General features: G+C 69.0%; 11 protein-coding genes. 8 read left to right on the forward strand and 3 right to left on the reverse strand.

All coding sequences use genetic code 11. The features are described from left to right. Positions 1-40 precede the first annotated feature (40 nt). Entirely contained in the window at positions 41-1,189 is a 1,149-nt protein-coding gene (locus MRB58_RS20470) for a transporter substrate-binding domain-containing protein (protein ID WP_244778932.1), read from the reverse strand. A gap of 472 nt (positions 1,190-1,661) precedes the next feature. Between MRB58_RS20470 and MRB58_RS20475 the strand changes: the two genes are divergently transcribed. The 4 genes from MRB58_RS20475 to MRB58_RS24985 all read left to right on the forward strand — a co-directional run bounded on the left by MRB58_RS20475 (position 1,662) and on the right by MRB58_RS24985 (position 6,435). Further along, positions 1,662-2,603 carry a tripartite tricarboxylate transporter substrate binding protein gene (locus MRB58_RS20475; RefSeq protein WP_371747306.1) on the forward strand — a complete coding sequence of 314 codons (942 nt, stop codon included), beginning with the start codon at positions 1,662-1,664 and terminating at the stop codon, positions 2,601-2,603. Between the two features lie 27 nt (positions 2,604-2,630). Further along, entirely contained in the window at positions 2,631-3,098 is a 468-nt protein-coding gene (locus MRB58_RS20480; protein WP_244778934.1) for a tripartite tricarboxylate transporter TctB family protein, read from the forward strand. Between the two features lie 3 nt (positions 3,099-3,101). Continuing rightward, a complete protein-coding gene (locus tag MRB58_RS20485) occupies positions 3,102-4,601 on the forward strand; it encodes a tripartite tricarboxylate transporter permease (RefSeq protein ID WP_244778935.1) in 1,500 nt (499 codons plus the stop codon). Positions 4,602-5,088: 487 nt separating this feature from the next. Next, positions 5,089-6,435, forward strand: coding sequence for a hypothetical protein (locus MRB58_RS24985; protein ID WP_371747209.1), 1,347 nt, complete (start codon positions 5,089-5,091; stop codon positions 6,433-6,435). Between the two features lie 408 nt (positions 6,436-6,843). Here MRB58_RS24985 and MRB58_RS20495 read toward each other — a convergent pair whose 3' ends face one another. Together MRB58_RS20495 and MRB58_RS20500 are read right to left on the reverse strand one after the other, a co-directional pair. After that, positions 6,844-7,854 carry a lysophospholipid acyltransferase family protein gene (locus MRB58_RS20495; RefSeq protein WP_244778936.1) on the reverse strand — a complete coding sequence of 337 codons (1,011 nt, stop codon included), beginning with the start codon at positions 7,852-7,854 and terminating at the stop codon, positions 6,844-6,846. Continuing rightward, positions 7,847-9,280: a cytochrome P450 gene (locus MRB58_RS20500; RefSeq protein ID WP_244778937.1), complete on the reverse strand. Its 1,434-nt coding sequence runs from the start codon at positions 9,278-9,280 to the stop codon at positions 7,847-7,849. Before MRB58_RS20500 ends, MRB58_RS20495 begins: the two co-directional genes overlap by 8 nt. A gap of 310 nt (positions 9,281-9,590) precedes the next feature. Here MRB58_RS20500 and rpsD point away from each other — a divergent pair, with 310 nt between their 5' ends. From rpsD to gatB, 4 genes are all read left to right on the forward strand, one after another. After that, positions 9,591-10,214 carry a 30S ribosomal protein S4 gene (gene rpsD, locus MRB58_RS20505; RefSeq protein ID WP_244778938.1) on the forward strand — a complete coding sequence of 208 codons (624 nt, stop codon included), beginning with the start codon at positions 9,591-9,593 and terminating at the stop codon, positions 10,212-10,214. A 224-nt stretch (positions 10,215-10,438) separates the two neighbouring features. Continuing rightward, positions 10,439-11,341, forward strand: coding sequence for a cation diffusion facilitator family transporter (locus MRB58_RS20510; RefSeq protein ID WP_244778939.1), 903 nt, complete (start codon positions 10,439-10,441; stop codon positions 11,339-11,341). Between the two features lie 13 nt (positions 11,342-11,354). Continuing rightward, positions 11,355-12,377: a ribonuclease gene (locus MRB58_RS20515; RefSeq protein WP_244778940.1), complete on the forward strand. Its 1,023-nt coding sequence runs from the start codon at positions 11,355-11,357 to the stop codon at positions 12,375-12,377. Between the two features lie 65 nt (positions 12,378-12,442). Then, complete coding sequence (gene gatB, locus MRB58_RS20520) at positions 12,443-13,954, forward strand: Asp-tRNA(Asn)/Glu-tRNA(Gln) amidotransferase subunit GatB (RefSeq protein ID WP_244778941.1); 1,512 nt, start codon at positions 12,443-12,445, stop codon at positions 13,952-13,954. The last annotated feature ends 160 nt before the right edge of the window (positions 13,955-14,114 follow it).

Here is a 14,114-nt window from a genome sequence, read left to right on the forward strand (position 1 = left end):
TCCCTTGAGGTCGTGGTCGACGAGGAGGGGGAGGCAGGGTTCAGGCCACCGTCGCGGACGGTGCCCAGTCGGCCGACGGGGGCGTGATCAGGTAGGGGTCCGGCTTCAGTGCCGTGCGGCTTTCGGACACGATGCGGAAGGTGCCGCTGGCGTCGGCGCGGGCGATGCGCGGCCACAGCCAGGTGTGATGGTTATCGCCGTCGATGCGCACGCGGCCCTGCGGCGCGTCGAACTCGGCCACGCCCAGCGCGGTGCGCAGATCGTCGACGTTGTCGGATGCGTCGCGGGCCGCGATCGCCATCATGTGCACCTGGACATAGGCGGCCTCGGTGCAGGCCGAGACCGGCGCGTGGGCGCCGAAGCGGCTGCGGTAACGGCGCAGAAAGGCGCGGTTGGCCTCGGTCTTCACCGTCTCGAAGTAGGGGGCGGCGGTGTAGTGCCCCTCGGCGAGGGCACCGCCCATCAGCGCCACCTCCGGCTCCCCCGTCGTCAGGCTGCCGATGGGGGTGACGTCCGGGTCGAGTCCCGCCTCGCGGTAGGCGCGGTAGAGCCGCGCGGTGCCGTCGCCGACGACGGTGGAGAGGACCGTCATACGCGGCTGGCTGGAGATCTCGGCGATGGCGCGGGCGAAATCCTCGTCGCTCGAGGCGAGCGGTACGTAGCGCTCCTGGTGGACGCGCCCGCCCTCGGTCTCGATGAAGTCGCGCATGATGCGGTTCGATTCGTACGGAAACACGTAGTTCGAGCCGATGAGGTAGAAGTCCGGCCCGTAGGTCCGCATCAGATAGCGCGCCAGGCCGATCGAGTTCTGGTTGGGACTGGCGCCGCCGTAGAAGCAGTTGGGCGAGAACTCGAACCCCTCGTAGAGCGTGGGGTAGAAAAGGAGGGCGCCGGCCTGCTCGACCACCGGCAGCACCGCCTTGCGCGTCGACGACATGTAGCAGCCGAAGAGGATGCGGATGCCGGCGTCCACCATCGCCTGCGCCGCCTCGCGGTACTTCTTGGGGTCGGAGCGCGGGTCGGCATAGTCGGCGACGATAAGGCGGCCGTCGATGCCGCCGTCCGCGTTCACCTCGTCGATCGCCATGGCGACGGCGTTGCGCTGGGTCTGCTCGACGACGGCGGTCACGCCGCTCTGCGAAAACAGGACGCCGACGCGGATGGGAGTCTCGGCTTGTTGGACGGGCACCGTGGAACGCTCCTAGCCCGCGACGTCCGCCGGCCTGATGCCGGGGACGACCGCGTACAATTGAATCTGGCCCGCTCCGCGAGACCAAACTTAGCCTCCCCGATCGTTCGTGTCATTTCCAAAAGGGCGTCGCCGCGCGGACGACCGGGCGCCGGATGCATTGCGGCAAAAGGACGGCGCGGCGGGCGCGCACGCTCCCCGCACGGATGGGCGGACGGCGGCGGTGGGGCGAGGCTCGGGGATGCCGGCGACGCGATGCTTTGCGCCGCGACCGCGCCACCCGGCTGGCGCGGCGGCGCAGGTGATGGCGAGGTCGCCTTTATCCATGAATGTGTTGAGACGGCTCGACAATCTTGCGCCCGGGGCCGGGTCGTGGTTGTCTCCCCTCAACGGCGACACCAGAGATCGCCTGTCTTTATGGGAGGATACCGTGGAACGACGCGGTTTTGTGAAGGCGCTCGCCTTCTCTGCGATGATGCTTGCCGGTGCGACCGCCAGCGCCCCCGCCTTTGCCGACTATCCCGATCGTCCGATCCAGCTCGTCGTGCCGTGGGGCGCGGGTGGTGGCACCGACGCCGTGGGCCGCATTTTCGCGACGCTGCTGGAGAAGGAACTCGGCCAGCCCGTCAACGTAGTGAACCGCACCGGCGGCTCGGGCGTCGTCGGTCATACGGCCATCTCCTCGGCGCGGCCGGACGGCTACACCCTCGGCGTCATGACCGTCGAGATCACCATGATGCACCATCAGGGCCTCACCCCGCTCACCTACGAGGACTATGACGTCCTGGCGCTGGTGAACGCGGATCCGGGCGGCGTGATGGTCTCGGCCGACTCCGGCTACGAGTCGCTCGAGGACCTGCTGACGGCGATCAAGAACGAGCCCGCCGGCACCTTCAAGGCCTCCGGCACCGGGCAGGGCGGCATCTGGCACGTCGGCCTTGCCGGCTGGCTGATGTCCGAAGGCGTCGACCCCAACAAGGTGACGTGGGTGCCGAGCCAGGGCGCCGCGCCGGGCCTGACCGACATGGTCGCCGGCGGTGTCGACATCGTGACCTCCTCGCTGCCCGAAGGCCGGGCGCTGATCGAGGCCGGCAAGGTGACCCCGCTCGCCACCATGGGGACCGAGCGCAGCGCGATCTTCCCCGACACGCCGACGCTCTCCGAGGCGACCTCGTCCGACTGGACGGTCGCCGCGTGGCGCGCGCTGGTGGCGCCGAAGGGGCTGCCGGACGACGTGAAGACCAAGCTCGAGGGCGCGGTCGAGGCGGCCTACAACTCCGACGAGTTCCAGAGCTTCATGAAGGACCGCGGCTTCGGTCTGATGTGGCAGCCCTCCAGCGACGCGGCCACGTTCATGGGCCAGTCCGACGAGGACTTCGGCAAGGTCATGAAAGAGGCCGGGCTCGTCCAGTAACGAGCCCCGCGTTCGGAGTATCTTGCGATGCGCGTCGGTGACGCTGCGATCGGCGCGCTGGTCGCGCTCCTCGGCCTGGTGGTCGCCTGGAGTGCGTGGTCGCTGCCCAATCTGCCGAACCAGGCCTATGGGGCGGCGACCTTTCCGGTGACCATCGGCGTCTGCCTCATCGGGCTGGGCGCGGTGATGACCATCACCGGGATCACCCGCGGCGACGGGTTCTCCGTCGCCGTCGAGGGATGGGGGCGCCAGCTCTCGTCCTGGCTGCGGCTGCTGGCGATCGTCGTCCTGGTGACGGCGTTCGTCATGCTGGCGGACAAGCTGGGCTTCCTCATCGCGGGGTCGGCCCTGATGTTCGGCCTGCTCCTCACCTTCCGCGCGAACGTCCTCGTCGCCGTCGTGGTGTCGCCGATCGCGACCTACGTGGTCGCCTGGGCGTTCGGCAACCTCCTGCGCGTGCCGCTGCCGCGCGGGATCCTGTCGGGTTGGTGGTAGACGATGAGTGATCTCATCACCGCGTTCGGCCTGGTTCTCGACCCGTACGTCCTCGCCGTCATCGCGGCGTCGGCGGCATTCGGTCTCTTCGTCGGCTCCATTCCGGGGCTGACCGCCACCATGGCCACGGCCCTGCTGGTGCCGGTCACCTTCTTCATGGACCCGGTCCCCGCCATCGCCGCGATCGTGACGGCGACGGCGATGGCGATCTTCTCCGGCGACATTCCGGGCTGCCTGCTGCGCATCCCCGGCACGCCGGCCTCCGCGGCCTATGCGGACGAGGCGTTCGCGATGACGCGCAAGGGCCTGGCCGAGCGAGCGCTGGGGACCAGTCTGGTCTTCTCGGTGGTCGGCGGTCTCTTCGGGACGACGGTCCTGGTGCTGGCCGCGCCGGTCCTCGCCGAGTTCGCGCTCTCCTTCTCCTCGTTCGAGTACTTCTGGCTGGTGTGCCTGGGGCTGTCGTGCGCGGTCTTCATCTCGCCGGCCTCGCCGATGAAGGGTCTCGTGTCGCTCTTCATCGGACTGCTGATCGCCACGATCGGGATCGACAATCCGGCCGGACAGCCGCGTTTCACCTTCGGCCACTACGAGCTTTTGACCGGAGTCCCCTTCATCCCCGCGATGATCGGCCTCTTCGCCGTCTCGGAGGTGATGCGGGCGGTGGTGTCGAACGGGCTGTCGCTGAAGCCGGAGGCGGGGGCGATGACGGGCATTCTGCGCGGACAGGGTGCCAACTTGCGGCGCTACTGGAAGCAGGGCCTGCGCGGCTCGGTGCTGGGCACGGCCATCGGCGCGCTGCCGGGCGCGGGGGCGGACATCGCCGCGTGGATCGCCTATGCCCTGTCCAAACGCTTCTCGAAGACGCCGAAGAAGTTCGGCACCGGCCACGAGGAGGGGCTCGCCGAGGCGGGCGCGGCCAACAACGGCGCGCTGTCGGGCGCGTGGATCCCGGCGCTGGTGTTCGGCATCCCGGGCGATTCCATCACCGCGGTGGTGATCGGCGTCCTCTATGTGAAGGGGATGAATCCGGGTCCGACGATCTTCATCCACAAGCCGGAGCTGATCCACGCGGTCTTCATCGTCTTCTTCCTCGCCAACCTCATTCTGCTGCCGTTCGGCTGGGCGGCGATCAAGCTCTCCAAGCAGGCGCTGCGGGTGCCGCAGCGGGTGCTGATGCCGCTGATCCTGATGTTCTGCGTGGTGGGTGCGTTTGCGATCACCAACTCGATGTACGGCGTGGTGATCGCGCTGACCCTGGGCGTCCTGGGCTTCTTCATGGAGGAGAACGGTTTTCCCGTGGCGCCGGCGATCCTCGGCCTCGTCCTGGGCCCGATGCTGGAGCAGAACTTCATCACCTCGTTGATCAAGGCCGACGGCTCGATGCTCGCCTTCTTCGAGCGGCCGATCGCCGGCAGCCTCGGCGTCGTGACGTTCGCGATGTGGCTCCTGCCGCTGGCCTTGTGGCTCTACGGGTGGCGACGACGGGCGGCGCAGCACACCTGACGCGGTCGTTCCGGCGATGCGATGCGAACGCGCGGGGCCCGGCCCCGCGCGTTCGAGTTTTGCAGTATTGAAATGAACGAGGCCGTTCCGCCCGCCGATCTCGGCAAGATGTGCGGACTAAGAGCATGTCGAGTGGGGGGAAACCGCCGCGGTAAGCCTCGGGCCATCTTCGCGCGCTATTGCAGCCATATGACCGATACCGATTTTCTCGACGGACTGTGAGACTGCACGTCGGTGACGACGCGTCGCAGCGAGCAGAGCGTAAGTGATGGTCACGATAAGGACGGGTGTTGGACTGGTCGCGACCTGGAACGGTGACAGAGGGGCGGGCGGCTGCCACGGCGCTCGATCCGTCTCCGACCGGGAAATTTGCCGAGATCGGCGAACTTAACGGCCCGATATCTGTTCTTACCGGGGAAATCTGTCATTCTTCTCTTCGAGGCGTGGACGACTCCACGTCTCGAGCCATCGGCGGAGGGCTTGCTTCATGAGTGATGCTGAATTGACGCGTGATCGTGACCGGATCGTGGCTTGGGCGGACGCCCGCAAGGCCAGTCCCGCGGTCGTATCCGACACCACGAATAACGGCGTCCCCGGCGCCATCCTACGGTTCGACTTCGGCAAGCCCAACGGCTCGCTGGAGCGCATCTCGTGGGACGACTTCTTCCGGATGATGGACGAGTACAAGCTCGCCGTCCTCCTGCAGGAGAAGACCAAGGCGGGCAACACGAGCAAGTTCGTCAAGTTCGTCGACGCGGCGGAGAGCGGCGCGGCGAAGCCCAAGGCGAAGGCCACCGCGAAGGCCACCCCGGCCAAGAGCGGCGCCGCCAAGACCAGCGCGCCCAAAACCAGCACCGCCAAGAGCAGCGCCGCCAAGAGCGGCACGGCCAAGGCGCCGAGCAAGTCTGCCACGACGAAGGCAAAGGCCGCGCCGAAGACACCGGCCAAGTCCGCCACCAAGGCGAAGGCCACCACCAAGAAGGCCACGCCCGCCAAGGCCGCTACGAAGGCCGCCACATCCAAGGCCACCACCGCCAAATCGCCCGCAGCCAAGGCGCCCGCCAAGAGCACGGCATCCAAATCCACTGCCAAGGCGGGGACGGCGAAGACCACGAAGGCGGCCTCCACCAAGCCCGCCCCCGCCAAGGCGGCGGCGGCCAAGGCGAACGGTGCAACCAAAGCGACGGCAAGAGCGACGCCCAAGGCGACGTCCGCCAAGGCGACCGCCTCCAGCGCCGCCACGAAGTCCTCGTCGACAAAGGCATCCACCAAGAAAGCGACCACCGGCACCCCGAAGGCGAGCGCCGCGGGACCGACGAAGACGGAATCGACGAAGACGGGGTCGACGAAGACGGCGGCGCCGAAGTCGGCCGCGAAAGCCTCCGCCCAGACCCCCGCCAAGACGACCGGTGCATCGAAGGCCCCCGCATCGGCCAAGGCCGCACGCGCCACCAAGACCGCGAGTGCCGCCAAGCCCGCCGGTGCGGCGAAGGCGGGTTCTTCGGCGAAGGCCAAGGCGGATGCCGCAGCCGGTGCCGCCCGCAAGGCGAAAGCCGACGCGGACGACGACGCGCACCGCACCACCGACCACTCCCGCATCCGCGAGTGGGTCGAGGCCCGTGGCGGCCGTCCGTGCCATGTCGCCGACACCGCCTCCAAGAATGACCTCGGCGTCCTGCGGATCGACTTCAAGGAGCCGGACGAGGGCTTGGCGGAAGTCTCCTGGGACAGCTTCCTGTCGACGTTCGACGAGAAGGGCCTCGCCTTCCTCTTCCGAGAGAAGACGAAGTCCGGCCGCACCAGCCGCTTTCACAAGTTCGTCGAGCGTAGCTGACCCGCCGCCGGTCCGGCCCGCGGCTACACCGGTAGGCACCAGCGCAGCCGATCGGGCGGCTCCCCGCCCGGCCGGCTTCCGCGCGGCCCACTCACCCTCCGCCCGAACACCCGCAGCGACCGGCTTCGCCCGCCCAAGGCAATCGGCACGCCCCGCCCGTCGACGAAAAAGCGGGCACACTCCTCGGTGGAGGCCGGCGCGCTCCGCGCCGCTGCGGCGGCCGGCGGGCTCCGGTTGCCGGCGCTCTCAAATGGTTCGCGCTCGTCGTCGGCACCGCGGCGGGCCGGTTCGAGGGCCGTACCCGGTGCGCCTTGCCCACCGCCGTATTCCCGCCGTATTGGGCCGGCAGCGCTCGCGGGCGAAAAGCGGGGTTCAGCACACCGTTCCGGGCCGCTCGTTCCGGGCCGCTCAGCGGGGGACGGGGGCTGGGACCTTCACCTCGTGCAGCATGTACCACTGCTCCAGGTGCGCCAGCACGTGTGGCTCGTAGACCGCGTTGAGGGCGAACGCGGCGTCGCGGAAACCGTCCTCGCCCGGGCCGACCTCGATCGGCTCGCGGTAGGCGAAGGTGAACCGCGTCGGTCCAGTGCGCGTGATCACCGCCGGCACGATCGCCGCCTTCGTCCGCTGCGCCGCGTACAATGCGAAGGCGAAGTTGCAGCGCTCCTCGATCGGCCGGCCGAACAGCGGGAATTTCACCTGTTTCTCGGACGGCTCGTCGATCACCAGCACGATCGTCTGCCCCGGCACGGCGAGGATGCGGTAGAGCTGGCGCGCCAGCTTCGGCGTCGCGGGCAGCACCTTGATGCCCAGCTTCTCGCGTGTCCTCGCTACGATCCGGTTCTCGAACCGGTTCGACTGCGGCGCCCACGCCCCCGTCCCCTTGTCGCCGAAATGGCGCGAGGAGAGGTAGGAGATCATCTCCCACATCCCCGTATGGACGGTCGTCAGCACCATCGAGCGGCCCTCCGCCTGCAGGCGGCGCACGATGTCGAGCCCCTCGACGGTGGTGTAGGGCTCGTTGCAGATCGCTTCCAGCTGCGAGAATTCGGCCATCGCCCGCGCGGTGTTCTCGAACCAGCGGCCGATCAGCGCCTCGCGCCCGGCCGGGTCGTCGGCCAGCGCCGGGTCGAGCCGGCTGATCATCGTGTTCATCCGGTCGATGAACGGCTTGCCCCTGTAGAACTCGCGCGAGCGCGGCGCCACCACGCGGCCGGCGAAGTTCGACCCGGTTGCCGGCGGCAGCATCGCGAAGAGGCGGTGCAGCGCCACCTTGCCGCCGCCATAGAGACGGTCTTGCACATGGAAGCGCCGGGCGGCTTTGCGCAGCCCCTCGTCGCCGGCGAAGAGCTCGGCGAGCGGCGGGGCGACGGGCTCGGGCGCGTACGTCGCGGCCCAGGGGATGTCCTTGTTACGCACGTTGCGGCTCGCGGACGGTGGCCGGCACCCGTTCGTGGATGGTCATCGACAACGGGGCCGTCGGACGCAGCGTCAGCCGGCAGTCCGTCTCCACGGTGAGGCCGTCTTTCAGGCGCACGTCGAACCGCTGCATCAGGGCCGCGAGGCAGATGGTCGCCTCCGTCAGCGCGAACGTCATCCCCGGACACACGCGCGGACCGCTGGCGAAGGGGATGTTGGCGTATTTGTTGGGGCGCCGCGCGATCTCCGGCACGAAGCGCTCCGGCACGAAGTGGTCGGGCAGGGACCAGATGTCCCGGTTGCGCTGCAGCAGCCAGGGCGCGACGATGAGGAGGTCGCCGGGGTTCACTTCGTTGCCCAGCAGCGTGCCCTTCGCCGTCGCGGTGCGGCCCAGCAGCGGCACCGGCGGGTAGAGCCGCAGCGTCTCCTCGACCACGGCGCGGGTGTAGGCGAGGCTCGCCACGTCGCTCAGCTCGGGCGTGCGCCCGCCCAGCACGCGGTCGAACTCTTCGGTCAATTTCGCCTGCACGCGCGGGCTCTGCGAGACGCAGTAGAACGCCCAGGCGAGCGTGTTGGCGGTCGTCTCGTGCCCCGCCATGAAGATCACGATCGCCTCGTTGCGGATCGCGGTCTTGGAGAGGGGCTTACCCTGCGAATCGGTCGCCTCGAAGAGGCTGCGGATGACGGCCCGCTCGTCCACCGCGCCGGCCTGGAAGCGGCGCATGATGTCGTCGATCACGCGGTGCACCTTGTCGCGGGCGCGCAGGGTGCGCCGGCTGCGCAGGCGGGGCAGCCAGTCGGGCAGGTTGAGGAGGGTCAGCCAGTCCAGCACCTGGATCGACTTCTGGTAGGCGGCGAACCCGGCGATGATCTCGTGCGTGTTCTCCCGCCCCAGCTTGGCGCCGAAGATCGTGCGCGAGATGATCTCCGCCGTCAGCTCGCCCATCTCGAAGAGCACGTCGAGCGTCGCCCCATCGCCGGCCTTCGCCCACTGCTGGCACCACTCCTCGGCGACGTCGTGCATGATGGGGGCGAAGGTGTCGACCCGCCGGCCGTGGACGATGGGGGCGACGATCTTGCGCCGCTCGTCCCAGGTCCGCCCGTCCGAGACGAAGAGCCCGTCGCCCAGCAGCGGCTCCAGCGAGTGGCGCTGCACCGGCGACTTCTTCTCGAACGTCACCGCCTGCTGGTGCAACGTCTCGCGCACGCCCTCCGGCTGATTGCAGACATGGAGCGTCTGGCCGAGGAACGACTGCTTGATCCGCTTGTTCTGAAAGTCGAAGTCGCGGAACGTGGCGAGCAGGTTCTTCGACCCGAGCCGGATACGCTTCCACACAGAGAGCCGCTCGGTATAGCGGTGCGGGTATGGAGGGATGAAGCTGTCCGCCAGCCCATATGCGGCGATAGTCTCGTCGGACAGATGCATGGACGCTCACTCTCCCACTCGGGCCCGGGGGCGGTGTGCCACGCGATTGTTAAGGCGGCAAGATGTTGCCCGGTCCGCGAGGTTGACCTTCCACCGCCGGGCCGCTACATGGAGCGCTCTCTCAGGAGACGAAAACGCACCCGTGGGTCGCGGCGGCCGTCCGCCAAGGCCCTGTCAGTGTCTTTTGCGATCGTCGATAGACGATCGGCGGGGCACAGAGGAGGGGCGTCTTTCTGGCCGGCCATACCGGAGATCCGGGGCCGGCAACCGCACGGGATGGGCTCGTGCGGCGCCAAGAAGACGTGATGGAATGACGAAGAGACATTCGCAGAAGTACAAACTCGACCGCCGCATGGGCGAAAACATCTGGGGACGCCCGAAGTCCCCGGTGAGCCCCGGCCGCCGTGAGTATGGCCCCGGCCAGCACGGCCAGCGCCGCAAGGGCAAGATGAGCGACTTCGGCACGCAGCTGCGCGCCAAGCAGAAGCTCAAGGGCTACTACGGCAACATCTCCGAGAAGCAGTTCCGCGCCATCTACGACGAGGCGGTCCGCCGCCGCGGCGACACCGGCGAGCAGCTGATCGGTCTCCTGGAGAGCCGCCTGGACGCGCTGGTCTACCGCGCCAAGTTCGTGCCGACCGTGTTCGCCGCGCGTCAGTTCGTCAGCCACGGCCACGTCAAGGTCAACGGCCGCCGCGTGAACATCCCCTCGTTCCGCTGCAAGCAGGGCGACCTGATCGAAGTGCGCGACAAGTCGAAGAACATGCTCGCGCTGCTCGAGGCCGTCGGTCTCGCCGAGCGTGACGTGCCCGACTACCTCGACGTCGACCACACCAAGATGACCGCCACCTACGCCCGCATCCCCGCCCTCGGCGACGTGCCGTACCCGGCGAAGATGGAGCCGAACCTGGTCGTCGAGTTCTACTCGCGCTAATCGCTGCGCGGCTTCGGCCGCCAGTCGTCGTATCAAGGGGTCGCGCAGCAACTGCGCGGCCCCTTTTCCGTCTGGTATCCGGCGTTCCGCCCCGCCTTCGCGCGGGGGGCGGCCCCGTCGCCAGCCGGGTCCTCTGAAACGATGCGCTGCGGTTTGTGTCGCGGGGCGGATTGGGCGACAAGGGCGCCGCCGCTCGCGAGGCCGGCAACCAGCGAGGCTGAACAATGATCGAGCTGTCGCGTCTCAACACCGCAACGATGGCGGCCATCAGCATCGCCGTCGGCCTGGTGGTATTCGCCATCAAGCTGCTGGCCTGGGGCGTCACGGGCAGTGTCGCGCTCTATTCGGACGCGTTGGAGAGCACGGTGAACATCGGCGCCGCGATGGCGGCCTTCATCGCCATCCGCTGGAGCCGCCAGCCCGACGACGACGATCACCCCTACGGCCACCACAAGGCCGAGTACCTTTCGGCCGTGCTGGAGGCGGCGCTGATCCTCATCGCCGCGTTGATGATCTTCCGCGAGGCCTTCAGCGCGCTCGTCGACCCGCACCCGATCGACGCGCCGTGGCTGGGCCTCGCGATCAATCTCTCCGCGGGCGTCATCAACGGGGTCTGGGCGATGATCCTGATCGGACACGGCCGGCGCGAACGCTCGCCCGCACTGCTGGCCGACGGGCGCCACATCATGGCCGACGTGGTGACGTCCGCCGGGGTCGCCGTCGGTCTGGCGCTGGCGGTGCTGACGGGGTGGACGATCTTCGACCCGATCCTCGCGGCGGTGGTGGCGGTCCACGTGCTGCGCTCGGGTTGGCAGCTGATGGGCGAAAGTGTCAGCGGATTGATGGACGCCGCGCCCCCCGAGGAGGAGCTGGTGCGCATCCGCAAGGCCATCACCGAGAACTCCGGCGACGCGCTGGAGGCGCACGACCTGCGCACCCGCAACGCCGGCCGGCGCACCTTCGTCGACTTTCATCTCGTCGTGCCCGGCCATATGTCCGTGGCGGACGCGCATGTGATCTGCGACCGGATCGAGGCGGCGATCCGGCGCGAGATGGGCGAGTCGGTGATCTCCATCCACGTCGAGCCGCAGCACAAGGCCAAGCACGACAACGTCGTGACGATCTGATGGGGAGGCGAGCATGATGCGGTCGTGTGGGACACTCGCCGGCGCCTTGGCGCTGCTCGCGACCGCAACCGCGGCGGCGGCCGGTCCGCCGGTGGACGGCGTCTTCGAGGCGCGCCAGGCGTGCCCGGCGGTGCGCTCCATCCGCTCGGGCGCCAATCCCGGCGACGTGCGCACCGCGCCGGGCACCCGCTACCGGGCGCTGGAGCTGAACCGCCCCGGCGGCGACCATCTGCGGGTCGAGGTGCCCGGCGCGCCGCAGTTGACGGCCCGCTGGGTGCCCCTGTCGTGCGGGACGCTGCAGGAGCGCGACGCCGCGCGGGGCGCCGCCGAAGCGCCGCCTCGGCACGACCCGCCGGAGCTGCGCGCCGGGGCGGGTGCGGCCTCCACGAGCAACGTGCTGGCGGTGAGCTGGCAGAGCGCCTTCTGCGAGATCGCGCCGCGCCGGGGAGAGTGCCGGGCGCTGGCGCGAGGCCGGATCGGCGCCGCCGCCGCTCGCTTCTCGATCCATGGCCTGTGGCCGGACGCGGGCGAATATTGCGGGCCGGCCGGTGCCGCCGCCCGCGACGCGCGCCGCTGGTCGGACCTTCCGCCGGTGCCGCTGCGCCGCGCCACCGTCTCGGCCCTCGCGCCCCTGATGCCCGGCATGCTCAGCCATCTCGAGCGCCACGAGTGGTATTCGCACGGGACCTGCTACAACGCCGACGCCGACGAATATTTCGCCGATACCGTCGCCCTGGTGGAGGCGCTCAACGCGTCCCCCGTGCGGGCGGCGATGCTGGACAATGTCGGCCGCACGATCGACACTGCGGTGATCGGCGCGGCGTTCGACGCCGCCTTCGGTCCCGGCGCCCGCCGCCGCGTCACCTTCGAGTGCGACCGCGATCCCGACAGTGGCCGCACCGTGTTGGTGGAGCTGCGCATCGCGCTGCGCGGGGAGATCACCGCCGACCCGGATCTCGGCGCGCTGATCCGGGCGGCACCGACGCGCGGTCACGGCTGCCGGCGCGCGACGATCGATCCACCGGGCCCCCAGTAGGCGCGTTGCGGCCGCCCGCGCGCTGGTGCATATCGACGGCCGAGGTTTGAGGGTGAGGTTAGGCCATGAACGAACATGTCGCGCCGCCGACGCACAAGGAGCTGGGCTGGCGGGAGGCCGACCCGTCGCAGTACATCAAGGGCGCGCTGGACGACTGGGAGGTCGTCATCGGCATGGAGATCCACGCCCAGGTGCAGTCGAACGCCAAGCTGTTCTCCGGCGCGGCGACGGCCTTCGGCGGTGAGCCCAACGACCATGTCAGCCTCGTCGACGCGGCGATGCCGGGGATGCTCCCGGTCATCAATCAGGCCTGCATCGAGCAGGCGGTGAAGACCGGCCTCGGCCTCAACGCGCAGATCAACATGGTCTCGCGCTTCGACCGGAAGAACTACTTCTATCCGGACCTGCCGCAGGGCTACCAGATCTCCCAGTTCGCCCACCCGATCGTCGGCGAGGGCGAGGTGATCGTCGACATGCTGTCGGGCGAGCGCATCGTCGTGGGCATCGAGCGGCTGCATTTGGAGCAGGACGCGGGCAAGTCCGTCCACGACCTCCACCAGGGGCGCTCCTCGGTCGACCTCAACCGGTCGGGCGTCGCGCTGATGGAGATCGTCTCCCGGCCCGACATCCGCTCCGCCGATGAGGCGCGCGCATACCTCACCAAGATGCGCCTCATCCTCAAGACGCTCGGCACCTCCGACGCCGACATGGAGAAGGGCAATCTGCGCGCCGACATCAACGTCTCGGTGAGGAAGCCGGGCGGGCCGCTGGGGACGCGCTGCGAGATCAAGAACGTCAACTCCATCCGTTTCGCCGGCCAGGCGATCGAGTACGAGGCGCGCCGGCAGATCGGCATCCTCGAGGACGGCGGGAAGATCGACCAGGAGACCCGCCTGTACGACGCTCGCACCGGCGAGACGCGCTCCATGCGCTCCAAGGAGGAGGCGCACGACTACCGCTACTTTCCCGACCCGGACCTGCTGCCGCTGATCCTGACCGACGAGATGGTCGACCGGTTGCGCGGCGAGCTTCCCGAGCTGCCGGACGAGCGTCGCTCGCGTTATATCGAGGAGCTGGGCCTGTCGGCCTACGACGCTTCGGTCCTCGTGACCGACGTCGCCGCATCCGGTTATTTCGAGACCGTGGCGACCGGCCGCGACGCCAAGGCCGCCGCCAACTGGGTGATCAACGAGCTGTTCGGTCGTCTCAACAAGGAGGGGATCGAGATCGAGGATTCGCCGATCTCCGCCGCCCAGCTCGGCGGGATCCTCGACCTGATGGCGCAGGACGTCATCTCCGGCAAGATCGCCAAGGATCTCTTCGAGATCGTCTGGTCCGAGGGCGGCGACCCGGCCGAGATCGTCGACCGGCGCGGCATGAAGCAGGTGACCGACACCGGCGCCATCGAGCGCGCGGTCGAGGAGGTGATCGCCGCCAACCCCGACAAGGCCGAGCAGGCGAAGGCCAAGCCGAACCTCGCCGGTTGGTTCGTCGGCCAGGTGATGAAGGGGACCGGCGGCAAGGCCAATCCCAAGGCCGTGCAGGAGATCGTGCGCGGCAAGTTGGGGATCGAGTAGGCGGCGCTTCGTGTGGGACGGCGAGGCTTTGCCGCGGGGCGAGTCGGAGCGAGGGGGTTCCCCCTCGCGCTCCCTCCGTCTCGGCGACGGCCAGCCGTTCAGATCAGACGGTCGCGAAGGGCGAACGACTGAGCTGAACGGCTCATCGAGCCTGGTCGGG

It is taken from the genome of Acuticoccus sp. I52.16.1 (genome assembly GCF_022865125.1).
GTDB lineage: Bacteria > Pseudomonadota > Alphaproteobacteria > Rhizobiales > Amorphaceae > Acuticoccus.